The sequence below is a fragment of the Gardnerella rara genome (genome assembly GCF_055452355.1).
Genome location: NZ_JBVBJP010000001.1, coordinates 318,001 through 344,219 on the forward strand (window position 1 = coordinate 318,001; position 26,219 = coordinate 344,219).

Genomic DNA, 26,219 nt, shown 5'->3' on the forward strand with positions numbered 1-26,219 from the left:
CTACTTCTGCATGCCAACTACTTTTGCATGCCAAGCAAATCTCTAGGAGACTTTCGCAAAATAGGAAGATAAGACAACGCAACCGCAACAATAATAATCATTAGAACCATTAATGACGATTGAATTAAGCAATCAGAACTAACTTGAACAGCAATCTTATCTAAAGTTCTAGTGGCCATGCTTGATTCCAAGTTTCCTCCAGCTTGACCCATTGAGCTAAGCTGCTGCGCGGCGGAATTTTTTACTGAGCCTAATGCGCAGTCGCTAAACCATGGAGATATTGCGCTGGCAAAACCATAGCCTATTGCAATGGCTGGAATCGCAAGTAACACAAGCTCAAAAAGCTGCTGCAACACAAGGGAAGCTTTTCCAACGCCAATGGAAGTTAAAACTCCAATTTCTTTTCTACGTTCATTAATCCAAAGAATAAGAACCGATCCAAGAGCCACCACAGCAAACGCGCTTACTGCAATAACCGTTATGTTCATCATGGATTTTACGCCTTTTGCTGCGCCAATCATGCCTTGTACAAACTGGTCATCTCGAGTAATCTGATAGTTTTGCAAATCAATTGGCAGCTTAGACGCTTCTTCAATCACAGAATCTGCGTCCGCTCCTTTTTTAACCTTAAAACTTGCGTCCTGGTATATCTCTTTTCCAGGCTTATATTTGTAAAGCTCTCTGGTTGTTTTTAAATCTGTATACACAGTGTTTGCAGTCAATTCTGCACGCGTTGCAACTGGGCGATTATTAGCTCCGCCATAAATTCCAACTATGCGCGTTTTTACTTGCTCCGTGGAATGGTTAAGGTTATCGGCATCAAACGGGTTGGCTTTAAGCGTTAACGAATCGCCTAATTTTAGCCCGTTAAGTTTTGCTAAATCTTCGTGGATTAAGGAAGCATGCTCATCTGATTCGCGCAAAGCCCTTCCTTTAACCATGTGAATTGACTTTGTTTTAAAAGCATTTAAGCCCTTAGAAGAGTTTGTTCCCTCTAGGTTTACAGCGTTGCCAAATTGCTTTTCTCTGCGCGCATCGTAGTCTTGAACACCTTTGATTCTAGCTGCTTTTGCGTCAACTAAATCGGCTGTAACATTTTGACGCAAAACATACGAATCAACGTTTTTTAGTGACGCGATTTTTTTAACATCACTTGGCTTAACAGTTCCCGCTCCCCTAGGAGTTCCAGCATTTACTTGCGGATTATTTGCTAAAACAAAACTAGATTCTGCTTGTTCTTCTACCTTTTTGCCCTCTTTTTCTGCAGCAATCGCAACTGCAGAAGATGCCAGCAAAAGCGTTGAAATCAATGCCAGTATTACAAACACGATTGCTGTTTTTACTCTTTTTCTCAAAACGTAGCGTATTGCGCGAGAAATAAATGTCATTGACTACCATCCTCATCGAACACTTGTAGTTAAATCGTATGTTATTCAATCATTAATATCAGTACTAAGTACAAGCCGCACGAATAATACAAAATCGTATAAGCCACAAAATCGTATAAGCCACACAATCGTATAAGCCACACAATCGTATAAGCCACACAGCAAGTACAATCACGTAGCCTATATTATTTACCCTTATAAAATACTGTGAAAAAACTGTTTATTCTCTTTAAATATCTTAGAAAATTTTATGAAAATTACTGATTTTCAATAAAAAATATATGTTAAATTGTCATAATCAATTTAAATAATTTATGTTACACAGTGATTATAAAACAAAATTTTTTAGATTATTAGTAAGTTTTACAACTTGAGACCTTACAGTCAAAAAAATTTATTTTGCATGATTTGACGAGGATTTGCATAATCATTTTGTAGATTTTGCGTGGATAAAGGCGTATACAACAACAAGACACAGAAAACAACTAAGGCGAGCACGTGATTGTTACGAGTGCCCGCCTTAATTTATTTATGGGATTTATGATATGCGATTAGCCGCGGCTGATTCCGACTTAGTTTTAGCCTTAGTTTTCATCCTCGTCTTTGCGCTTCTTCCTCTTTTTACCAAACAGAACAAAGAAGAAGAATCCACCAACAATCGCAGCAATAGCGGCAAGAGCGCCAACAATAGACGCAATCAAACCAACATTGGAAGAGTTCGATGCACTCTTTGCTGAACTACTAGCAGAAGACTTTGCCGAATCCTTAGAATCCTTATCGGAGTCTTTTGCAGAATCCTTAGCAGAATCGCTGGAATCAGAATGATCCTTGGCAGAATCCTTAGCAGAATCAGAGTCATTCGACTTAGCGGAATTGCTTGAATTAGAGCCACTTCCACCAGCGGAACCACCATTGCGATTGCGATTAGCGTTCGAGCCATTACCTGGCGTATTATTCGGATTGTTATTACCAGGGTTATTACCTGGCGTATTACCAGAACCATTATCTGAATTATTGTCTGGATTATTATCCGTGTTATTGTCTGGATTATTTCCAGGCTTATCACCCGAACCACCTCCGTTAGGATTCAATCCACCACCTGGATTACCTCCGCCAGGCTGCGGAGTTGGAGTTGGCTCTGGAGATGGCTTCGGAGTTGGCGGTTGCGGCTCAGGCGTTGGAGTTGGAGTTGGGTTGTGTACCTCATTTTTGGTATATTGCGCGTATACCACTTTATCGGTATCAACAACACTGTCTTTGGTAAATGCAGTGCCTGTGCCGTCCTTCTGCGTATTCCACTCTTTAAACGTAGAACCATCCTTCGAAGGGTTACTAGGCATATGCACACCAGTTAAAACAGCATCACTAGTCACAATCGTTTCATTTGCAAGATCAGAGATTTTCTTGCCAGCTTCAACTTTAACGGTTGCAACATTAGACTTGTCATTCATAAACGTTACTTTATGCGCTGCTGTAATCGTATACGTTTGGAACAAGTCCGAAAGCTTTGCGTTTGCAGAAAGCTCCTTATCTGCAACAGCTATATAATCAGTTGGAACATTCAATGACTTATTATTTTTGCGCAGCGCTTTTGCACCCTCTTCAACAGCTCCAGGGATGTAATGCTTTACAATCTCAAAAGGATCAGATGACGGTTTATCGCCTTCACCATTAATACGCGAATCAAGAACCGATGGAATATACTCACATTCATCTTGGTTACCGTATTGTATGTAAATACAGCGATAGTAACCTTCTATTTTTTTATCTTTTGTAACATTAAGTAATTCGTCATTATTAGTAATAATGATGTTATTTTTGAGTAATTCTTCTATATCTTTATCAGTTTTAAATTTCTTTACTATCTTGTCATCTATTTTATTTCCTTCATTGAAAATAAAAACAGTGCCTTTAGAATAATGAGAAAATATTCCAAAATTCGATTTATCTTTAAACCAATCTGTAGTTAACGTTAATGGAGCAGAATCTAAAAATCTATCACCCAACATATAGGCATCGCTGGAGCCCGTGGTTTTAAAAATATCAACCCATTTAGCTATAGAAGATATGTTAGACAGCTTCTCACAACCAAAAAACAGGTTGCTAATCATATCAAATGATTTGTTGCCTTCTTTAAAACTCCAATTACCTATTCCGCTGATATTCGTTAAATTCTTGCAATCTTCAAACATACTCGACATGTTCGCAACATTGCCAGGATTCCACTTCGCCAAGCCATTCAAATCTTTAAGGCTTGCACAGAATTCAAACATACTCGACATGTTAGCAACATTGCCTGTATTCCACTTCTCCAAGCCACTCAAATCTTCTAGGCTTGTACAGGTTTCAAACATATTAGACATGTCTGAAACCTTGACAGTACTCCACTTCTCTAATGCTGAAATATTCTGCAACTTCTCACAGCCATAAAACATACCCGACATGTCCGTAACACTGCCAGTATTCCACTTCTCTAAACCCTTTAAACTATTAATGTTCTCACAGCCATAAAACATACTCGACATGTTCGTAACACTGCTGGTATTCCAACTCTCCAAACCATTCAAAACTTCGAGGCTTATACAATTTTGAAACATCCACGACATGTCTGAAACCTTGCCTGTATTCCACTTCTCCAAGCCCCTCAAACTTTTAAGGTTTATACAAGCTTCAAACATATTTGACATGTCCGTAACATTGCTTGTATCCCAATCACTTAAACCTGAAATATCCGACAAATTGGAGCAATATCTAAATAGTTCTTTCATATCAGTAACATTGCTTACATCAAAGTCGCCAATATTTCCAAGAGACTCAATATTATCACTAGAGAACAATTGACTGATACTACCGTAGCCTTTTACATTGTTTTCAAATCTTAGAGTTGCGCCAGAAGCTTCATCGCTTCTAATCTTATCTCGAATATCTCCAAAATCATGTCCCTTAATGTCGGCGCTGATAATGCCCTCAGTGGCTTTACCTTTTGGCTTGATTACAAGGTATTTTTTGCCGTCTTTTTTATCTGTTTCAATTTCAGCCTCGCAGCCAGCCATGTTAATGGCTTGTTCTTGACTGATCTTAGTAGCTTTAGCAGTAGGAACAGCACCAGCCTCAGAATTCTGTACACCCCCCCCCGCAACAGAATTAGCCTTCTTAGTGACTCCATCAGTAGACGATTTAACAACGCTAGAAGAAGCAACACTAGAAGAAGCAGCAACAACACTAGAAGCAGCAGAAGCATTGGCCACAACTCCCCCAGTTATAGCCAACGCAGTTGCGCAAAAACCAGCACTTATAGGCACAAGAACACTACGATTGCGAACACTATGATTACTAACACTACGGATATGCTTATTGCTCTTCTTCATAATAAACCTTCTCAACGCATCAAACGCTCACAAATGAGTACACAAAAAATGCATACAAGCAAATGCAAACACAAGACTCTATGCATAAAACACTAGTATTCTACACCCAAACACATAAACACAACATACTATCCTCGCAAAAGACGCCTCAAACATCGCAGACAACTAGCACAACTATCGCAAATTACCGCAAATGCTTAGCCAAACAACTATAGGCAGCCCAACTACTTTGCAACCTGCTTATTCTGCACAAACTCAATCCTACAAGTCGCGTTTGGCACATGACTCTAGATATCGCAGGAGCCGGCGCCCAAGATACTCAGGCAATTCCGGCTCCAACTTCCATATCCTCCGAAGAGATAGGCAATAAATTCATTGTATCAGTATGCAACAATATTGTCACATGCTTTGTTAAGTATGCTAGATATTTTTTACGTGAACATTTTTGAATTTTTGGATAAAGTTTACCGATATAGGATCTTCACATAAATTATCCAAAAACTGGCAATAATGCTATAGAAGATTTTGAACGGAGGTAATCTGGGCGTAAGCTGCAAAAGTAAATAACTAAGGCGAGCACGTTGCGTTACAAGTGCTCGCCTTAATTTATTTGTGGGATTTATGCGCTGCGATTAACTTGCGATTAATCACAATTACCGCAAATGCTTATCCAAACGACTATCGGCAGCCAGACTACTTTGCAACCTGCTTATTCTGCACAAACTCAATCCTACAAGTCGCATTCAAAGCATTTGCAATACGGTTCAAAAGAGCAATAGTCGGATTCCTCGAACCATTTTCCAACCTACTAATATCAGACTGACTAATTCCTGTTTTCGCCGAAAGCTCCGCCTGAGTCAAACCAGCATTTTTCCTAGCTATAACAAGAGACATAGTTAAATCCCTTTCAAACTGAAGAGCATCATACTCTTTCTTGAATTCAGGATCTTTAATAAGCTCGTTTGTGAGTTCATGTAAATCATTCATTCGTCTTCCTTGCCCTACTTGGTTTCCCTGCAACTCTTGCTTTTCCATCACAAACCCATCTTTCGATTAAAATATTCAGAACGACTTTTATGCTATATATACCATAAAAGCTTGTATATGTCTTGCAAATCATATAAAAATCCCATAAGACATTTGCATTGCAGACAGTATGAATATGGCTAAAATGCAACCAATAACAATTAAGGCGAGCACGTTGCGTTACCAAAGTGCCCGCCTTAATTTATTTATAGAATTTATGCACTGCGATTAACTTGCTATTAATCACAACTATCGCAAATGCTTAGCACGCTTGCGATTTACCGCAGCGCCCGAAGCCACAAACAAGCCAAGCACCATAGCGCCGAAGGATGCAAATGTTGTACCAGACGCATTTGAACCCGTGTTTGGTAATGTGTCGGCAGAGCGCGCGCCTGTAGCTTGCGACTTAGCAGAACCACTTCTGTTTGCACCACCGTTGTTGTTGACAGCAGCTCCACTCACAGTTCCGTTGTTGGCTCCGTTGTTGGCTCCGTTGTTGGCGTCACCTCGGTTGCCTCCATTGCAGCCGTTGTTGGCGTTTTCTCCCACGCCACTACCATTGGTGTTATTGCCGTTGCCTCCGCCAATATTCAATTCAGGAATATCAGTAGATTCTGGTTCGACACTTCCGCCGTCATTATTATCGCCGCCATCATTATCATTCGAATCTGGGTCTGGATTTGGGCCTGGGTCTGGATTAGCAGAAGGATCTATCAAACTAGCCATAGGCATAGATGTGCGCTTTTTTGGATTGGTTAATTTGCCCGTATCAGGGTCAACATCGTACGTAGTAGTAATAGTCTTATTACCCTCATGCGTAACCTGCTTATTACCGACTTTAGTCAAACCATCCTGAGCAGCAGTAGTCTCCACCTTGTCGCTTGGAACCCATTTGCCGTTAACAAAGCTGCCCGTATGAGTGGTAATTTTGAGACCATCTACAGGGTCACTGATTTTATTTTGTGTATTGTAAGGGAGCGTATCATCTGCCTCATACTTCATCTTTCCCGGCAAGACTTCTGCTTCTTGAGTATCAAGAACCGCAGGCTCGGAGTTATCATGCTGAACAGCCGGTGTCAAAGTACCAGCTGGCATCGATGTGTGCTTTTTCGGATTGGTTAATTCACCAGTATCTGGGTTAACTGTATACGTAGTAGTAATAGTCTTATTGTCTTCATGCGTAATCTGCTTATTGCCGACTCTTACTACATGGTCTGTTGGATCAATTTTTGTTTCCTTGGTATTTTCCACGTTTGTGGTAAGACCAGTAGTTTTATTCACTATATAAGTGGTTGTGACCGTCTTAGAACCGTTCTTGCCAGCAGTTTTGTCTTCTTTCTTTCCATAATCAAGCGTGTCATCTGCAATATAAACAGTCTTGAATTTAATAGTTTCAGTCTTAGTATCTACGTTGCCAACTTTTATTACGGTATCAATAGCTTTTTTAGTTATCCCGCTATTTGAACTAAATGCTGTTGAAATTGCACCAGTATTTGGATCTACACTATGGAATTTTTCTACTGTACGCGTTCCCTTAGTACCAAGAGTCTTATGCGTTTCTTTATACACCAGAGAACTATCAGCTTGATAAATTGTGCCTGGCTCAATATCCTCAGTCACAACTTCCTTATTGCCAACTTTAGTTAAGCCGTTTTTAGCATCAACGATAGTATCTTCGTGACCATTTTTATATCTCTTCTTTTTACCTTTAACAGGGTCACTAATCTTCTTCTGAGTGTTATAATCAATCGACGCATCCCCTTCATACGTCATTTTGCCTTCAACAGTTTCTATTTTTGGCACATTAAGATGAAGCTTTATTTTTCCGTTATATCCATTAGCGCCAATAGTCACGTTTCCAATCTTAAACGATTTATCATTTTTAAATTCAATTGTTACATCATCTTTATATGGCAAATTGATACTATCGTTAAGAACAAAACTACCCTTCTCAACACTGCCAACACTCGAGGAAAAAGACAATTTATCAGCATACTCAATTCCCAGAGGAGTCGATTGCTGTTCAGAGCTTAACGAAAATTTTAAGCCGTACATACTAAGACTATTTAATTGTGGTAATTTTTCAAGTGCAGAAATACTCTTTATACCATTTTCAGACCCAAGTGAAATACTTTTTAAGTTAGTCAAGCTTTTCAACGGTTCAAGAGATGTGAATTTATTACCATAGAGTACAAGAGTTTCGAGCTTAGTTAAACCTTCAATCGGAGATAAATCTGCAATATCTGTGGATTGAAGATAAAGAAGTTTTAATTTTGTTAAATCTTTAATAATATTCAAATCAGAAAATTGAGTAGAGTCCAAATTAAGATCTGTTAAATTCGTGAAATTTCTAAGAGTATCAAAATTTTTAATACCAGGATTTTCCCCGAGATATAGAGTTTCTAAACTAGTTAAATTGCCAATTGTAGAAAAATCAGTGATTTTATTACTACTAGCTCTTAAACATTTTAGTGAGCTTAAGCTTTGTAAAGGAGTGAGGTCAGAAATTTTATTATAAGTTGCATAAATTGATTCTAAACTTGTTATGCTAGCGAGCGGAGATAAATCAGAAATACTATTATGGTCGAAGTCAATACGATTTAAATTAGTGAAGTTTTCAATACCAGAAAGATTCTTAACATTGCTGGATGTAATATCTGCATGACTCAACTTTTTTGCATCATCGTGTGTGATTTCGCTAGCATTAGCATCAATCAATCTCTGATTTTTCATCGTTTTTAGTAACGCCTTTTTTAAATTAGCGTCTTTAAACGTAATGTAAGAGTTAGCATAATTGCTACCCGTTGAAGAACTTCCAACAACACTTGCAGCAGCAACACTTGCATAGGAAACGTTTGCTGAAAGTCCGCCTACTACAGCCAACACTGTTGCGCAAAAACCAGCACTTAGAGGCGCAAGAATACTACGTTTTTTAGCGTTTTTCATAACAATTTCTCCCAATACAAAGATGCAAATGAGAACAAACCAAAAATCCCAATTTTCATGCACTCATTGCAAAAGCCGTTATGCAGCATACCCCCCCCCCAATACATTTGAATAGAATATAAATCACTGCAAGGCATACAACACAAGGCATATAAGAATAAAGAACTTATAAACTATTGCATAAATAAACGCTGAGGTGATAAACTATTCATTCGTATTACAAGTTGGGTCATCTGTATGGAGAGAAATCAGTTAATGAAACACGGGCATACTATTTTCTTTTTGAAACGAAAATTTCTAACCTCTTTCCTAATTTTTGCCTTGGGGGGGGGTCGTTCGTCTCGTCATTAACTGCATTTTCCAAAGTATCGCTTGCAAACACCAATAGCAATATTCAAAACGCTCAAGACACTCAAGACATTCCTGGGCCATTCTACGGTGGATTAAACGTTAATAGCCCACTATTAGAAGTTGGAAAATATGCCTCGCTGCAAATCAGCGCAACCAATGCGTCGGGCAATGCTGTAGACGCAAACAGCAACAACGCTACTAAATATTCAGGCACTCTTACGCTAAATATTCCATTCAATGAGGTTCTTAACGCAACTAAGCAACAAATGGAATATTATAAAGACCAAAAAGCTAAGCTTGATTTTAGCTACTCGCTATCTTTGCCTGAACCTATTGAATGGCAAGAAAACGTCGAAGTTAAGAATCACTCTTCACTAGTTAAATCAGCGAGCGCGAAAATTTCTACACGTCATAAAAATACAATCAAGCTTATTGCTAATTTAGCGGAAAACACGTGGGAAAAATTATATAATTCTAATGACCACCAAACCGTAAAGCTAACTGCTCATTTTTCGTTTACAAAAAGCTCACTTGAACAAGTTCAAAATAGAAACATTACTGGTACAGGTATTTTAGATTTGTACAAAAAAGATGAAGACGGCGTAAGCTGGGTGCCTGGATTCGGGTTCACATATATTACTCGCGAGCTGAACATTCCACTTCTTGGCGGTAAATCTACAATAAGCGATCCTCTTAATATGAATGAGCAAGATTATAATCAGCTTATTTACAGCAATGATTTAACACACAAAAACAAAAACAATAACAAAGACATTCCATCAAAGGGCAAATTCGTTTTATTGGGAACTGCTCAAAAAGTTACGTACGAAGATTACAACTCTCCTCTTATAACTAGAGATGGTCTTGAAATAAACTCTAAAATTAGCAGCAAACCATTCAAATCCTCTTTAGAAAATGTTGAAAAATGGCTAAAAACAAAGATTAATGATGTTTCAAGAGTGTACGTATCGAACTTAAACGTATCAATCAAACTCACGTTTACGCTGCCTAAAGAAATATCGTTATCGCCTAGTAGAGATCTATCGTTATCGCCTTGGATAAAACTTCCTTATGACCCATTAAAAAACTACGCAATGAAAAACGGTGGAGTGAGAACCGACCCAACATCGCTTTTAGGTAATTTTGGCGATTTTGCACTCAAAGATGTAAAAGAAGATGGTAATACTAATACCATTACAGCCACCGCGTACCTAAAAGACTGGTACAAAGGCAATCAGTTAATGAAGCCCTACGCCTATTCGTATGACGAGATTAAATATAGGATTAACAATTTAGTTGATGAGATAAATATTAGGTTTATTCCAGTATGGTTTAACACCGATGCAGAAGCTGGAAAAACCTACCAAATTGAAGGATCAGCGCAGGGTGAGCTATCTGGAAAAATCAATTACGTATATAGAAATCTTGGAGCAGACGACTCAAACAAGCTTATACCTTTTAACGTTAAATTTAACGAAGAACCCGTAGAAATTCCTCCTGTAGAAACTCCGTACAAGATTGATTTTAAGTTTGAAAGTGGTACCCCTGGCCAAACGCTTCCTGAGTATATTGGTAAGGATTATGCGTTAAAGCCGATTAATGTTTATAAAGGAAAGTCAATTACTATCGATACCTCTACGTTGCACAAAACAACTGATGAGACGTTTGAACCTGAGCCAGATATAGTTGGCGATGGCACTAAAATGACTGGCACTTGGGTTTTTGACGCAATGGCTGGGTGGAAGATTGATGGACAAGGTGAGCCTGTTACGGCTCTTAACAATGTAAATAGAAACATTACTTTAGTTGGAACGTGGAAGTTTATTCCTGTAGGAGATTCTAATCACAGAAAAGTAACATTCAAAGACGGAGAAAAAACTATTGCGACTGTTGAAGTAGAACCTGGAAAGACTATTGAAGGCGATTCTTTAGAGAATCAGTCTATGCCAGCAAATCCCACTAAAGCGGGTTACACGTTTAAGGAGTGGAATACAAAAGCAGACGGAACAGGCGCTAAATTCTTAAGCACAACAAATGTGATATACGATATTACAGTGCATGCAGTTTACACTAAGGATTACAATCCAGAGGATCCGCAAGATCCAGATAATCCCAAAAATCCAGAGGATCCGCAAGATCCGCAGGATCCAAATAACAACTCTGAAAGCGGTTCAATTCTCGACTTAGATAATGGCTCAGAAAATGGAAGTAATCATAAAAGCACTGGCAATCAATTGAACAATGCTAATGCTCAAAATGGGCGTAACAATAAATCAAAATCGCTGGAATCATCGAATTCAGATCAAACTAACAATTCTGCAAATTCAAATAAAAGTGGCGCTGAAAAACTGGAATCTGCTAGAAAAAATACACTGCCAAGAACAGGCGTGGGCAATTCTCTCGCAGTTGCAATAACGTCTATAATTACGGTAATTGCGCTAACAACGCTATTAACATCGATTATTGCAAAAAGCAAAAAATAGTTGCACAATGTGGCACAAATGCAACACATAAACCAATAAGGCGAGCACCGTTTAACAAGTGCTCGCCTTAATTTATTTATAACTTAGAGAATAACGCTGTTCTATCGCAAATGCTTAGCACGCTTGCGATTTACCGCAGCGCCCGAAGCCACAAACAAGCCAAGCACCATAGCGCCAAATGACGCAAATGTTGTACCAGAGGCGTTTGAACCCGTGTTTGGCAGAGCGTCGGCAGAGCGCGTGACCTCAGCTTGCAATGCATCGGAGCCGCTTGTGGAATCACTACCGTTGGCAGAAGCGTTCATAGAACCATTGCTATTGGCGGAATTATTATCATTGCCGACGCCAATATTCAATTCAGGATTATAAGTCCAATCGGGATCAATACTTCCGCCGCCATTGTTGTCATCTGGATTAGTCGGATTTGGCCCTGGATTTGGATTCGGATCTGGATTCGGATCTGAATCCAAATCCGAATCTGGCTGAGGTGGCTTAGGTGGATTTTTCTTCGTATAAACCGCATACACAGTCAAATCCTCGCTGACAACAGTATCTGCAGTAAAAGCCTTGCCCTGACCGTCTTGCTGCGTATTCCACTCTTTGAAAGTAAAACCATCTTCAACAGGAGCAGCAGGCATGGAAGCAGCAGCTACTTTCTTACCAGTTTCTACTTTAACCGTAGTTAACAGGCTTCCATCTTTCTTATTAAATGTAACTGTTTTCTGGTTCTGCACTGGCGGCTGCGGCGCAGGTGGCGTCTTCTTTTTTGTACCTCTGAGCACTACCTTGTTAGTAGGTTGCACTTCTTGTGTTTCAGTTTTAGTAGCCTTAGTTGTTAAGCCTTTTGTTTTATCTACTTCATATGTTGTAGTAACGGTTTTAGAACCCTTCTTGCCTTCCGTTTTAGTTTTTTCTGTTCCCTCATCAAGCGCATTGTCATCTTCATAGGTAGTTTGAAAATCTATGTCTGTAGTTTCAGTTTTAACGTTACCGACTTTGATGACTTTATCTTTGGCAGCTTTGGTCTCAACTTTCGGCGTACCGTCAACCTCATCTGTAAGACCTTTATTCTCATCAACTTTATAGGTAGTAGTCGTGGTTTTCGTGCCCTTGGTGCCTTCTGTTGTCTGCTCTTTCTTGTAAGCAAGTGAACTGTCGGCCTCATACTTGATACCTGGCTGAATCTCCTCAGTCGTAACCTGCTTATTACCAACCTTAATAACTTTATCTTTGGCCTTAACAGTTTCTACAGTTGGATTGCCGTCAACCTCATCAGTAAGTCCAGTGTCTGGATTGACTTTATAGGTAGTTGTTGTAGTTTTCTTGCCCTTTGTACCTTCTGTCGTCTGCTCCTGCTTGTAAGTAAGCGAGCTGTCGGCCTCATAGACTGTAGCGGGATTCAGATCCTCGTTTTCAACTTTTTTATTGCCAACTTCTGTAACACCGTTTGTTGCTGGGGTATTGATAGTTACGTTACCATTACCGTCTGTTACTTTCTTGCCGTCGACAGGGTCGCTTGTTTTCTTGGTTGTGTTGAAGGCAAGATCTGAGCTTCCTTTATACGTCATCTTTGCAACAAGAACTTCCACTTTTACAGTATGTTCATCTTTCTTAAATACTGCATAAACAGTTTTATCAGAAGAAACAGCCGTATTAGCCGTAAAATTAGCCTCGGAAGCACCGTCAGTGGTACTCCAACCTACAAACTTATAGCCAGTTTTAGCATGTGTAGACGGCATATTTTCTTCAGTAACAGTTTCACCGTCTTTAACAGTAACAGTTTTAATCCAAGAACCATCGTTTTTAAAGGTTACAGAATGGCTTAATTTGTACGGTTTGGCCTCAAACACAGCATAAACAGTTGTATCTGCATTGATTGACGAATCAGCCGAAAAATCAGCCGCAGAAGCATTCTTATTAGTGCTCCATCCTACAAAATTGTATCCATCCTTAGTAGGCTTATCTGGGAATCTGTTACTGTCTAACTTTTTACCCTTTTCAACATAATGAGTGCTCAGCCATGCATCATCATTCTTAAAGGTAACGTCATACATTACAACTGGAATTTTCTCAAATACAGCAAAAACCGTCTTATCCGCATAAACTTGCGTAGCCGATGTAAAATCAACGTCATCTTTATCAGACGTGTTCTTCTTAGTACTCCACCCCAAGAATGTATATCCATCTTGCTTAAGGTTTTTTGGCATATCTGCGCTTTTTACTGTTTCACCACGTTCTACATTGACAGTAGATATTACAGTATCTCCATTTTTAAATGTAACAGAATATTTTTGCGTTGAACCACCACCTGGATTTAACGGATCATCTGGATCTGGTCTATCAGGATTAGGCGGCAAAATAGGAGGATTATCTGGAATTGGAGTTGGAGTTGGCTCTGGAATACCAGGCTTTTTCTTGAAAATAGCATAAACTGTTATGTCTTTTGTAATTCTCTTATTTGAATCAAATGCAGAACCTGTACCATTTTGGCTTCTACTCCATCGAACAAAATTATAGCCAACTGGAGCAGTCACGCTTGGAGTTGAAGTTACTTTTTGCCCTCTTTCAACTTTGATAACACTGCTATCCCTACTACTCTTAAAAGTAACCGTTAGCATAACAACATCGCGCTTAAATACAGCATAAACAGTTTTATCAGAAGAAACAGCTGTGGTATCCGTAAAATCTACCTTAGACTGCTCAGTTGCGCCTTTAGTTGTACTCCACCCAAGGAAAGTATAGCCAGTTTTAGAAGGCGCAGATGGCATGCTATTGCCGATTGTTTTACCATTTTCAACGCTTGCAGTATCAAAGCATGCATCGTCAATTTTGAAAGTTACAGTATGCTTTTTTGCAGGCTCATTATCATCTTTTGCAAATACTGCGTAAACAGTTGTATTCGCATTTACAGCTGTATCAGACTTAAAATCTACCTGGGTCAGAGAAATCGCGCCTTTAGTTGTACTCCACCCAATGAAAGTATAGCCAGTATCCTTTAAATCTGAAGGTGTATCTTCACCAGTGGTTTTACCCTTTTTAACTTGAACAGTGGCAATAGTAGAATCACCATTCATAAATGTAACAGTAGGATATTTATCTGCTTCTTCTTGAGAGCTGTTTGATTCTTTCTTATTCCCATGCACTTCATTAAGATTCGCCGCACTCGCTGCACTCGCTTCATTAGCTTCATTAGCGTACGCAACATTTGCTGAAAGTCCGCCTGCTACAGCCAACACTGTTGCACAAAAACCGAGACTTAAAGGTAAAAGAATACTAAGTTTTCCAGCGTTTTTCATAACAATTTCTCCCAATACAAAGATGCAAATGAGAACAAATTAAAAATCCCAATTCCTCTGCAATTCATTGCACAAAACGCTATATACCATACCCCCCCCCCAATACATTTATATAGTTACAAGCACATTGCAAATGCACTCATTAAGAACATTTTTAGAATAGACTTAAGAAAAGTTTTTGACGTGAGATTCAAAAAGTTGCCAAAATACAAAAGTTTTTGACGTGAGATTCAAAAAGTTGCCAAAATACAAAAGTTTTTAACGTAGGATTCAAAAACTTTGAATTTTAAGCAAGTTTTTGCTAATATGGTTAAAAAGTTGGAAAAGTAGAGGAAGTGTTCAAAAGGAGCTTACGGTGATATACAATTCAGCAACACACGCGCTCATAAATCGCCCAGAATACCTAAACCAGCTTATTGAACATAAAGACGTAGACTTAGTAAAAATCGTAACTGGCATCCGAAGGTGCGGAAAATCTTCTCTACTCGATCTTTTCCACAAGCATCTACTTAATTCCGGAGTAAGCGAAGACCACATCATTCACATAAATCTTGAGTCACTTAAATATCGAAATATCACCAATTACACGGAATTGTACGATTATATAAGCAAGCACATGCCATCAGACTGCATGGAATATGGCAAATCATGCGTAGCATCACAAAATGTTACCGAATCACGCAATGCCAGCAAATCCACAAAAACATATCTTATTTTTGACGAGCTTCAAGCAGTAGAAGATTGGCAAAAAGCAGTGGAGTCTTTCCGCATTGATTTTAATGTTGACATTTACATTACAGGATCCAACGCATACTTACTTTCTAGCGAATTTTCAACACTTCTCGCAGGTCGCTATGTTGAAATACGCATGCTGCCATTATCATTCAAGGAATTCCTAGACTTTTACAACTTCCCAACAAGCGCATCCACAGACGAAAAGTTCCAAAAATACTTGCAATTTGGCGGAATGCCCGTGCTAAGCGAGTATAAATTCAACGAGGCGCGTAGCATGCAAGCTTTGGAAGGAATATACTCAACTGTTATTTTACGAGACGTTTTACAAAGAAACGAAAAAGCAGACCAAATCGTTTTACAAAAACTTATGACTTTCTTATGCTCCACCATTGGCAGCACAACTTCACCAAACAGCATAAGCAAATCGCTTCGAGCTGAAGGAGATATTGAAAAAACCACAGTATCCGCTGCTAGCAAAACCGTTAGCGATTACATACGAATGTTAAAAGATGCTTTTATTGTTTATCCAGTACAACGCTACGATGTTCAAGGCAAAGAACTTCTAAAAACACTCGGAAAAAACTACGTTATTGACTTAGGTTTCCGTAACATGCTTTTAGGATATAGAGGAACAGATCGCGGTCACATTATAGAAAACGTTGTATTTCTTGAACTTCTTAGACGCGACTATCGCGTTTATATTGGAAAAGTTGGCAACGCGGAAGTGGATTTTGTTGCGGAAAAACCTAACGAAAAAATATATGTTCAGGTTACCGAAAGCATGCAATCGCCAGAAACACGCGAACGAGAGCTAAAGCCGCTACGTGCAATCAAAGATAATTACGAAAAAATTGTGATTTCGATGGATCACGATTACATAAACTCTTACGACGGCATTAAGGCGATTAATCTTACGGACTGGCTGCTTAAATAAGCACACACATTGCAAAAAGCGTATCTTGTAACAAGAGCAGCAAGCAGTAAATGTAATACAATCGTAATACAACGTAAAACGTTTATATCATATTGTAAAACAAAGTAACACAATGTAGAATGTAATAAAAGTTGATAGCTGAATATCAAAAACTAAAGAAACTAGAAAAACTAACGACTTATAGAAGCAAAACATTAATACCTAAAATCAAGGAGAATATTATGGCAATCAGCGCAACAGCAACGAAATCAAACAATACCGCGAAAACTGCAAGCATCAACGTGCGCGTCACAAAAGATGTTAAAGCGCAAGCAGAAGAACTATTTGCCAGCTTCGGCATAACTCTAAGCGATGCAATCAACATGTTCTTACACAAGTCGCTTATGGTAGAAGGACTCCCATTCGACTTAAAGCAGCCAAAATACAATAAAGAAACAATCGCTGCGTTTAAGGAATATGACTACATGAAAGCGCATCCAGAAGAGTACAAGCGCTACGACAATGTTACCGAAGCATTGGAGGACGCACTAAAATGAGCCTAAAAGTTGTATTATTAAATTCATTCAAAAGAGATCTTAAACGTATGAAAAAGCGCGGCTACGACATAAAACTTTTAGATAGCGTCGTGCGAATGATTGCACAACAAGAAAAGCTTGCTGAAAGATACTGCGACCACGCACTCACGGGCAACTATTTAGGATTCCGAGAGAGTCACATAAGTGTGGATTGGTTTCTCGAGTATCGCATAGATAACGATGATGTAGTGCTTGTGCTTTCGCGCACAGGAACACACTCCGACGTATTTAACGAATAAAATCTTAAGAAATAGCAAATCGAAATAAAAACAAACAACAAAGCATAAAAAACAACAAGACACAGAAAACAACTAAGGCGAGCACGTGATTGTTACGAGTGCCCGCCTTAATTTATTTATGGGATTTATGATATGCGATTAGCCGCGGTCGCTTTTGTTTTCACCTTCGTCTTTGCGCTTCTTCCTTTTCTTGCCAAACAAAATAAAGAAGAAGAATCCACCAACAATCGCAGCAAGAGCAGCAAGAGCGCCAATAATAGACGCAATCAAACCAACGTTTGAAGAGCTTGATGCATGCTTTGCTGAACTACTAGCAGAAGATTTTGCAGAATCCTTAGAATCCTTAGAATCCTTATCGGAGTCTTTTGCAAAATCTTTAGCAGAATCGCTGGAATCAGAGTGATCCTTGGCAGAATCCTTGGCAGAATCCTTAGCAGAATCAGAGTCATTCGACTTAGCGGAATTGCTTGAATTAGAGCCACTTCCACCAGCGTTTAAACCATTTCCACCCGCAGAACCACCATTGCGATTAGTGTTCGAGCCATTGGTGTTATTGCCATTGTTCCCAACACTATTGTTTCCAGCATCACCATTCCTATTGCCATTGTTATTGGTGTTATCGTTCTTGGTGTTATCGCCACCGTTTCCAGCGCCCGAACCATTGGTATTGTCGCCATTATTCGAGCCATTACCAGGATTATTATTCGGATTATCACCAGGGTTGCTACCTGGCGTATTCTCGCCACCAATGTTTAATTCAGGATTATAAGTCCAATCTGGCTCAACACTGTTGTCATCACCAGTATTGCCAGTGCCGTCGCCGCTACCGCCGTCATTGTCACCTGGATTAGTCGGGTCTGGATTTGGTGTTGATGGTTGCGGCTGAGGATTTACAGTAATAGCATTATCCTTAATCTCTTGCCAAGGCATTGATGTATGAACCTTAGGATTCTTCAGGTCTCCCGTATCTTTATCAACATCATACGTAGTAGTAATAGTCTTATCGCCCTCATGCGTAACCTTCTTATTACCGACTTTAGTTACACCGTTTACAGCTGCCTTTATTTCGACTTTCGGCTCACCTTCGATCCACTTGCCATTTTCCACTCTACCTGTCGGAGTTGTAATCTTCTCTCCGTCTTTGGGATCACTTACTTTCTGAGTTTGGCCGTAAGGCAATGAATCATCAGCAGTATAGGTCATCTTCGCCTTCAAAACTTCAGAGACTGCTGCTCCGCTTGCAATATCGGTCCACGGGCGTGACGTTACTACTGTCGGATCACTTAAAGTACCGTCATCCGGGTTAACTTTGTAAGTCTTAATCGTAGTTGAGCCATCGTTGTTTTGAATGACTTCTTTGTTGCCAACTTGTATAACCTCATTAACAGGTTTGGTGCACAAGCCCTTCTTCGCTTCAACTTCCGTAGTTAAGCCAGTCTTAGCGTCTACCTTGTATGTCAAAGTAACTTCTTCTTTACCATTTTTACCGGCTGTTTTAGTTTGCTGTTTTTGATAAGTAAGATCTGGATTTCCCTCGTAAGTTTTCTTGAAAGGAATATCGCTTGTCTTTTTCTCCAAGTTACCAATTTTGATGACTTTATCCTTGGCCTTGACAGTATCTACAGTCGGTGTGCCGTCCACGTTGCTTGTAAGACCATTATTCTCATCAACCTTATATATAGTTGTAGTGGTCTTAGTGCCCTTAGTTCCTTCAGTCGTTTGCTCTTGCTTATAGTTAAGCGTGCTATCAGCCTTATAAGTCATACCAGGGTCAATCGTCTCAACTGTAACTTTCTTATTACCAACATTGATTACAGCATCGGTAGCAGGCGTATTCGTTACATTAGAATGTACCTTGCCATCGTCACCCTTATAACTTGTAGTTTTTGTAATACCATTAACACCACCAGTTGTTTTCTGCTTTCCATACTCAGCGTTTAGATCAGCCTCATACTTTGTTTTAAATGGCACCTCAGTAGTTTTGATAAGTCTTAGTGGCACATCAACATCAGCTACGAACCCAGATTTATACGTAAGGGTTACGCGCATCTTATACTCGTCTTCACTAACTGCAGAAATCTTTGTAACAGTAGGCTTATCCTCTTTATCAACTTCACCAAGATTAAGCGATTCAACAATCTTATCGTTGCTAGGAGCATCATCGTTATGCTTATCCACCATGCTTAATTTAATGCCAGAAGCTTTAACAATAAATTTTCCACCGAAACCACTGTCAGAAGGGTCATTCGTGTTTTTTATAGTAAACGTGATTTCTGCAGATTCATTAGCTTTCAAAATATTATTAAAAGTTACCTTACGACTGTCTTTATCAACAGTACTACCACTACCACCGGCATATGTAACCACATATGCTGCTCCATCTCTAGTAGGCAATTTAACCTCTGGAACAGTTACAGTCTTAACACCACTAGGCAAAGTAACATTTATAATCTGATTACTTTGACTATAATCTAAACTTATACCACTTAACTTATTCAAAGGAGTATAATCAGTAATCTTGTTATCGTGAACATTGAGAGTCCACAGCCCTGTGGAATCTTTCAAAGGTGAAATATCAGAAATCTTATTATAACTAAGGTCAACAGAACTAAGATTTTTTAAATCCCCTAAAGGAGTTATATCAGAAATATTATTATGACTAATCTCAACGGTTCTGAGTTTTGTCAAATCTTTCAAAGGTGAAATATCAGAGATATTACCGCCATTAGCATACAAATCCTCAAGACTTGTTAAGCTCTTCAAAGGTGAAATATCAGAAATCTTATTATCATCAATTCTCAGACTATTGATATTAGCAACGTTTTTCAAATCTTTCAAAGTACTAATATCAGTAATATTATTATTCTCAAACCAAAGACATACAATACTGCTCATATTAATAAAATCTTTAAGATTGTCGTTGTTTAATTTATTTCCACCAATGTAAAGCAAAGATAAATCACTCAAATTTCTCAATGGAGCGGTATTAGAAATTTTATTATCATTAAGCCATAATACAGTCAATTTATGCAAATCAGCTATAGAAGATATGTCAGTTATATTATTCCTTGCAATACGAAAATCATTAAGATCTTTGAAGTTGCTCAAAACGCTAATATTAGAAATGTTATTATTGTAATTAAGATTCAAGCTAGTTAACTTAGTTAACTTACTCAAATCACCTATATTTTCAATATTATTACTCTCTAAATTTAAATTAGTTAAACTAGTTAAATCTTTTAGTGGCTCTACAGTTTTAATACCAGAACTAACAGCTTCAAAATGTTTCAAATTCTTAAACTTTGAAACAAGCTTTAAATTATCGCCAATTTTAATTCCACTAAGCTTTAAATCAGTTAAATTCCAATTAGCAGTTTTCAAGACATTTATATTATCCTGCCACTTATCGCCATTAATAGGATCATTATTAGAAAAATTAATTTCAGTAAGATTCTTTAAATCTTTTATTGGAGTAATATCAGCAACTTTGTCATAGTAAAAATTAATCTTTTGAAGATTAGATAAACCTTTTACAACCGAAATATCTTTAAGTCCGTAATTGAATGAGAAATTAATATCAGTAAGTTTAGATAAATCTTTTATTGGAGAAATATCAGTTATACTATTTGAGCTTAAATTTACTGCTTTGAGATTCTTAAATGCCTTAATACCTTTAATAGACGATATGCTGCTACTACTCAAATCTAAGTTTGTTACTTTATTTGCTTGTTCAACGGTAATTTCAGTATCATTCTCACCCAAAAGAGCCCCATCAGGCGAATCTCCCCAAGATGAACTATTAAAACTGTTTTTCAAATAATTTAAAACCGCATTTTTAAGTGCAGAATCTTCAAATTTTACATACTTATTATCACTGTTTACTTCTGAAGACTTAACTGAAGAAGTACGCGCCGCACTCGTTGCAGCAGTAGTACTTGCATAGGAAACGTTTGCTGAAAGTCCACCTGCTACAGTCAACACTGTTGCGCAAAAACCAGCACTTAAAGGCGCAAGAATACCGTATTTCTTAGTGTTTTTCATAACAATTTCTCCCAATACAAAAACGCAAATGAGAACAAACTAAAATCCCAATTCTCTCTGCAATTTATTGCACAAACCGCTGTATAGCATACCCCCCCCCCAATACATTTATAGCTTTAAAACCACTTTGCAAACTAGGTAAATATACTAAAAAGCAAAATATAAGCAATAAAGCAGAATACAAAATAAAAAAGCATATAAAACAACAAGGCGAGCACGTTGCGTTACGAGTGCTCGCCTTAATTTATTTATGGGATTTATACGCTGCGATTAACTGCGGTCGCTTTTGTTTTCACCTTCGTCTTTGCGCTTCTTCCTTTTCTTGCCAAACAAAATAAAGAAGAAGAATCCGCCAATAATCGCAGCAAGAGCAGCAAGAGCGCCAATAATAGACGCAATCAAACCAACGTTTGAAGAGCTTGATGCATGCTTTGCTGAACTACTAGCAGAAGATTTTGCAGAATCCTTAGAATCCTTAGAATCCTTATCGGAGTCTTTTGCAAAATCTTTAGCAGAATCGCTGGAATCAGAGTGATCCTTGGCAGAATCCTTGGCAGAATCCTTAGCAGAATCAGAGTCATTCGACTTAGCGGAATTGCTTGAATTAGAGCCACTTCCACCAGCGTTTAAACCATTTCCACCCGCAGAACCACCATTGCGATTAGTGTTCGAGCCATTGGTGTTATTGCCATTGTTCCCAACACTATTGTTTCCAGCATCACCATTCCTATTGCCATTGTTATTGGTGTTATCGTTCTTGGTGTTATCGCCACCGTTTCCAGCGCCCGAACCATTGGTATTGTCGCCATTATTCGAGCCATTACCAGGATTATTCGGGTTGTTACCTGGCGTATTACCAGAACCGCCTCCGTTAGGATTCAATCCACCACCTGGATTACCTCCGCCAGGCGTTGGATTTGGATTCAGCGTTGGATCTGGAGTTGGAGTTGGTTCAGGCTCAGGCTCTGGTGTAGGCGGCAGCGGAGTCGGAGTTGGATCAGGCTCTGTATTCTTAATTTTCGTTCTATCTACTGCAAGATTATAAGTTTGAAAAACATCATTTACATTCGCTATTGACATCGAAGCAGAATACTTTCCAGTAAGCTCTGGATGAGTTTTCTGCAACTCTTTTATCTTACTTTCAATAGCCTTATTAACAACAGATTTCACAGCTGCAATATCATTCTCACGTTGTTGAGCATCATTAAAGTATGCTTCGGAGCTAATATAAACTGCAGGAAAATCATTAATCTCAATACTTTGTTTCTTAGAACCAGTAAAAGTCAAAGTTACTTTCTTCTTGGTCTTCAATTTAAGAAGAGCAGAATTAGCATCTATATTTTCATCAAACTTTTCATATATAATAATTATTGAATCATACGGATTCCCAAATATTTGATTAATTTGACTTTCGTCTAATTTCTCTAATCCAAGACCGTCTAATTCAAGCACTCCCTGAAAACCTTTTAAATTTTTTATAAGACTTTTTAAAAAGTCTACGTAATCATCATCATTAATAAGATTGCCTGTAACTAAATACCCTAAATCAATATAAGGTAAATCTTTATTAAATGTCCAACTCTTAAGAGCGCTAATGTCGGTTAATGTGTAACTTCCTGCAAACATTCCGCCCATTTTCGACACATTGCTAACATTCCAGTTTTTAACAGCTTCAAGGTTTGACACACTGCTTACGAATGAATTATTAAGAAGACAATTGCCATGCGTACTATCGCAGACATGTGTACTTCGCAAACAGTTAGCAAACATTCGTTCCATGTTAGTAACGTTGCCTGTGTTCCAGCTTGCTACACCATTAATATTTAGTAAACGCTTGCAATCCTCAAACATGTAAGACATGTCAGTCACATTACCAGTTTTCCAGTTCTTTAATCCATCCAAATTCTTGATATTTGTGCAATTAGAAAACATATAACGCATATTTTTTACGTTTGACGTATTCCAATTTTTCAAAGCATCAATATTTTTTAAATTAGTTCCCCAATAAAACATTCCTCCCATATCAGTAACGTTACTTACATTCCAATTACTAATAGGGTTTAAAAAATCTGCACTACTTTGAACAGTATCAAAATCATCAAGAAAACAACTACTAAACATTGAATTCATATTAGTAACATTGCTTGTATCCCAATCCTTTAAACCTGAAATATTCGACAAATTGGAGCAACCTCTAAACATATACGACATATCAGTAACGTTGCTTACGTCAAATTTATCAATATTGCCAAGAGATGCAATGTGAGTCTCGCTAAACAATCCTTCAATACTGCCATAGCCATATATTGTGCCTTTAAATTCTAAAGTGGAACCATAAGTATTATCGCTTGTAAGTATATTGCGAATAGCCTCAAAATCCCTTTTTTTATTTTCAAGCGAATAAGAAATAACACCCTCTTTTTTACCATTCTTAGGACGAATAATGAATTTATTCTCGTCTTTATCAAATACAGCCTCGCAACCAGCCATGTTATTTGCTTTATCTTCACTAATACTAGTAGCTGGAGCAGTTGGAACAACAGAACGCTCAGAATTCTGTACACCCCCCCCCGTAACAGGATTAGCCTTCTTGGCAACTGTAGTAGCAGACGATTTAACAACACTAGAAGAAGAAGTAACACTAGAAGCACCAGCAACACTAGAAGCAGCAGAGGCATTGACCACAACTCCCCCAGTTATAGCCAACGCAGTTGCGCAAAGACCAGCACTAAGCGGCACAAAAACACTATGATTACAAACACTACGATTGCGAACACTACGATTACTAGCACTACGGATATGCTTATTACTCTTCTTCACAATAATCCTTCTCAACGCACCAAATGCTCACAAATGCGCACACAAAAATGCGTACAAACAAATGCAAGCACAAAACTCTATGCATAAACCGTTTAATATTTTACACCCAAACGCATAAACACAACAATAACGCGCGAATATATGCGCAAGCATTCACTCAAACACCCACGCAAACACCAGCGCAAGCGCCAGCACTTAAAGCGCTGTGCCGTGCTCGTCTAAGCGCGGATTGCGTTTAGCATTACTAAAGCTAAAGAACAGACCGAACACACCCAAAGCAAACAACACAGCAATCGTTACAACAAGCACCAACGGCTGACTTGGCAACCACATAAAAACCAAGAAGGCGAATGCAGAAAGCAAAAGCACAGCCCAAGAGCACACACCAATAACCTTACGAACAGTATTCCACGTATCGTCTCCAGCCTGCGCGCGCTTAATATTGCGCTCCATCTTGTTTTGGCTTTGCGTAACGCTAGAAGATGGCTTCCATCCATCAACACCATTTTCTTGGAGTCTTCTGGAATGTTCTTGCAGATTATATTCATCAATCATTCCGCCACGGCCGCGCCCGTTCGTTTGATCGTATTGAGATGGGATTCCCCTACGATTCTGCCTGGCTTTTGCTCTACGCTCTTTGCGGTTTGCCATGATTGATTCCTTTCTGCATTGAATTTTCACACAATATGAATCATTTTCACACAATACGCATCATTTTAGCGCATCCAGACTATTTTGACACGCATCAACAATTCTTTCGATTAATAAATCGTTGAGCAGCCTACCTTTGCGCGTTGCAATAATACGATTCTCGCGCAACACTGCCAAATCTTCTTTACACACTTCGATTAGCACTTTTTGCAAATAAGAATCGTCAAATCCGCAGCTATTTTTGCGCATCTTTGCGCACAACTCATCAACACTAAGCCCTTCCCTAATGCGCAACCCAAGCATTACCTCTTCTATTAACGCATCCTCGCTATTTATGCACTCGTAATTTTGCCAAGGCACGTTTCCTGCATTAATCGCATGCGCCCAGCGTTTTGGATGCAAAATATCCCAAGATCTAAGATTGTAAAACTTGCTTGAATCCGCCAAAACAGCACAATCATCCATGCTTTGCTTGCTAATGCCGCTCGCCGCATTGTAGTGCGAGTGCGCTCCAGGGCCAATTCCTGCCCAATCAATGTTCTTCCAATATCCAAGATTGTGACGAGACTCAAAACCAGGGCGCGCCCAATTAGAAATCTCATACCACTCTAGGCCAGCAGAACTAAAAAGACTATCTGCCAACTCGTATTTTGCGGCTTCATCATCGTCATCTGGCGCTTGAATTGTGCCAGCAGCAATTTGGCGACCCATTTTTGTGCGCGGCTCTACTGTTAGCGCATACGCAGAAACGTGGTTAACGCCCAGGCTCAAAGCCATTTCTACCGACTTTCGCCAATCATCCAAGCTCTCCCCTGGCGCGCCATAGATTAAATCAACACTCGAACGCAAGCCACAAGCGTTCGCCGCTTTAACTCCGCGCTCTACATTTTCTGGCGTATGCGTGCGGTCAAGCGTTTTTAGCACATGCGGCACAGCTGATTGCATTCCAAAAGATATTCGCGTAAATCCGCCTTCTGCAAGCTCCTGAATATAAGACTCGTCTGCAGTATCTGGGTTTGCTTCCGTAGTGACTTCCGCACCAGGCACAATGCCCCACAATTCGCTGATTTCACGCAAAATTCGCACTAAATCGCACGCTTTAAGAACGGTTGGAGTGCCGCCACCAAAGAAAACAGATTGCGCTTTAGGCTCAAAAATCCCGTGAAATTCCTGCCATTTTTTTACAAGACGCATCTCTAGAATCGCAACATCTGCATACCCACTTCGACTTGCGCCTTCGCCTAAATCTCTAGCTGTATAGGTGTTAAAATCGCAGTAACCGCAGCGTCGCAAGCAAAATGGCACATGCACGTACACTTCAAAAGGCATGATTGAACGCGAATCTTCACTAAGCTTGTTCGATTCA

13 protein-coding genes are annotated in these 26,219 nt (G+C 39.0%); 4 read left to right on the plus strand and 9 right to left on the minus strand.

Features of this window, described 5'->3' with window-relative positions:
• Nucleotides 1-17 precede the first annotated feature (17 nt).
• From ACZ0NX_RS01320 to ACZ0NX_RS01335, 4 genes are all read right to left on the minus strand, one after another.
• Complete coding sequence (locus ACZ0NX_RS01320; protein WP_464405073.1) at nucleotides 18-1,388, minus strand: ABC transporter permease; 1,371 nt, start codon at nucleotides 1,386-1,388, stop codon at nucleotides 18-20.
• A gap of 584 nt (nucleotides 1,389-1,972) precedes the next feature.
• Entirely contained in the window at nucleotides 1,973-4,756 is a 2,784-nt protein-coding gene (locus ACZ0NX_RS01325; RefSeq protein ID WP_464405075.1) for a BspA family leucine-rich repeat surface protein, read from the minus strand.
• Between the two features lie 693 nt (nucleotides 4,757-5,449).
• Nucleotides 5,450-5,791 carry a helix-turn-helix domain-containing protein gene (locus ACZ0NX_RS01330; protein ID WP_464405149.1) on the minus strand — a complete coding sequence of 114 codons (342 nt, stop codon included), beginning with the start codon at nucleotides 5,789-5,791 and terminating at the stop codon, nucleotides 5,450-5,452.
• A gap of 240 nt (nucleotides 5,792-6,031) precedes the next feature.
• Complete coding sequence (locus ACZ0NX_RS01335) at nucleotides 6,032-8,728, minus strand: leucine-rich repeat domain-containing protein (RefSeq protein WP_464405077.1); 2,697 nt, start codon at nucleotides 8,726-8,728, stop codon at nucleotides 6,032-6,034.
• A gap of 224 nt (nucleotides 8,729-8,952) precedes the next feature.
• Between ACZ0NX_RS01335 and ACZ0NX_RS01340 the strand changes: the two genes are divergently transcribed.
• Nucleotides 8,953-11,562, plus strand: a complete 2,610-nt coding sequence (locus ACZ0NX_RS01340; RefSeq protein ID WP_464405079.1) for an InlB B-repeat-containing protein — start codon at nucleotides 8,953-8,955, stop codon at nucleotides 11,560-11,562.
• 101 nt (nucleotides 11,563-11,663) lie between these two features.
• Here ACZ0NX_RS01340 and ACZ0NX_RS01345 read toward each other — a convergent pair whose 3' ends face one another.
• Nucleotides 11,664-14,858, minus strand: a complete 3,195-nt coding sequence (locus ACZ0NX_RS01345) for an InlB B-repeat-containing protein (RefSeq protein WP_464405081.1) — start codon at nucleotides 14,856-14,858, stop codon at nucleotides 11,664-11,666.
• Nucleotides 14,859-15,213: 355 nt separating this feature from the next.
• On the opposite strand from ACZ0NX_RS01345, the gene ACZ0NX_RS01350 reads away from it, so the two are divergent.
• The 3 genes from ACZ0NX_RS01350 (at nucleotide 15,214) to ACZ0NX_RS01360 (ending at nucleotide 17,341) form a co-directional block, all read left to right on the plus strand.
• On the plus strand, nucleotides 15,214-16,527 hold the full coding sequence (locus tag ACZ0NX_RS01350) for an ATP-binding protein (RefSeq protein WP_464405083.1): 1,314 nt from the start codon (nucleotides 15,214-15,216) through the stop codon (nucleotides 16,525-16,527).
• Nucleotides 16,528-16,748: 221 nt separating this feature from the next.
• On the plus strand, nucleotides 16,749-17,063 hold the full coding sequence (locus ACZ0NX_RS01355; protein ID WP_464405085.1) for a type II toxin-antitoxin system RelB/DinJ family antitoxin: 315 nt from the start codon (nucleotides 16,749-16,751) through the stop codon (nucleotides 17,061-17,063).
• On the plus strand, nucleotides 17,060-17,341 hold the full coding sequence (locus tag ACZ0NX_RS01360) for a type II toxin-antitoxin system YafQ family toxin (RefSeq protein ID WP_464405087.1): 282 nt from the start codon (nucleotides 17,060-17,062) through the stop codon (nucleotides 17,339-17,341). The genes ACZ0NX_RS01355 and ACZ0NX_RS01360 overlap by 4 nt, the downstream gene beginning before the upstream one ends.
• 138 nt (nucleotides 17,342-17,479) lie before the next feature.
• Here ACZ0NX_RS01360 and ACZ0NX_RS01365 read toward each other — a convergent pair whose 3' ends face one another.
• The 4 genes from ACZ0NX_RS01365 to hemW all read right to left on the minus strand — a co-directional run bounded on the left by ACZ0NX_RS01365 (nucleotide 17,480) and on the right by hemW (nucleotide 26,182).
• A complete protein-coding gene (locus ACZ0NX_RS01365; protein WP_464405089.1) occupies nucleotides 17,480-21,103 on the minus strand; it encodes a leucine-rich repeat domain-containing protein in 3,624 nt (1,207 codons plus the stop codon).
• A 549-nt stretch (nucleotides 21,104-21,652) separates the two neighbouring features.
• Nucleotides 21,653-24,202: a BspA family leucine-rich repeat surface protein gene (locus tag ACZ0NX_RS01370; protein ID WP_464405091.1), complete on the minus strand. Its 2,550-nt coding sequence runs from the start codon at nucleotides 24,200-24,202 to the stop codon at nucleotides 21,653-21,655.
• Between the two features lie 195 nt (nucleotides 24,203-24,397).
• Nucleotides 24,398-24,853 carry a tripartite tricarboxylate transporter TctB family protein gene (locus ACZ0NX_RS01375; protein ID WP_060786776.1) on the minus strand — a complete coding sequence of 152 codons (456 nt, stop codon included), beginning with the start codon at nucleotides 24,851-24,853 and terminating at the stop codon, nucleotides 24,398-24,400.
• A 60-nt stretch (nucleotides 24,854-24,913) separates the two neighbouring features.
• Nucleotides 24,914-26,182: a radical SAM family heme chaperone HemW gene (gene hemW, locus ACZ0NX_RS01380; RefSeq protein ID WP_464405151.1), complete on the minus strand. Its 1,269-nt coding sequence runs from the start codon at nucleotides 26,180-26,182 to the stop codon at nucleotides 24,914-24,916.
• Nucleotides 26,183-26,219: the final 37 nt, after the last annotated feature.

Excerpts from the sequence above, each read along its gene's own strand:
- ACZ0NX_RS01320 (WP_464405073.1), bottom strand. The coding sequence starts at position 1,388 with ATGACATTTATTTCTCGCGCAATACGCTACGTTTTGAGAAAAAGAGTA.
- ACZ0NX_RS01325 (WP_464405075.1), bottom strand. The coding sequence starts at position 4,756 with ATGAAGAAGAGCAATAAGCATATCCGTAGTGTTAGTAATCATAGTGTT.
- ACZ0NX_RS01330 (WP_464405149.1), bottom strand. The coding sequence starts at position 5,791 with ATGGAAAAGCAAGAGTTGCAGGGAAACCAAGTAGGGCAAGGAAGACGA.
- ACZ0NX_RS01335 (WP_464405077.1), bottom strand. The coding sequence starts at position 8,728 with ATGAAAAACGCTAAAAAACGTAGTATTCTTGCGCCTCTAAGTGCTGGT.
- ACZ0NX_RS01345 (WP_464405081.1), bottom strand. The coding sequence starts at position 14,858 with ATGAAAAACGCTGGAAAACTTAGTATTCTTTTACCTTTAAGTCTCGGT.
- ACZ0NX_RS01355 (WP_464405085.1), top strand. The coding sequence starts at position 16,749 with ATGGCAATCAGCGCAACAGCAACGAAATCAAACAATACCGCGAAAACT.
- ACZ0NX_RS01360 (WP_464405087.1), top strand. The coding sequence starts at position 17,060 with ATGAGCCTAAAAGTTGTATTATTAAATTCATTCAAAAGAGATCTTAAA.
- ACZ0NX_RS01375 (WP_060786776.1), bottom strand. The coding sequence starts at position 24,853 with ATGGCAAACCGCAAAGAGCGTAGAGCAAAAGCCAGGCAGAATCGTAGG.
- hemW (WP_464405151.1), bottom strand. The coding sequence starts at position 26,182 with ATGCCTTTTGAAGTGTACGTGCATGTGCCATTTTGCTTGCGACGCTGC.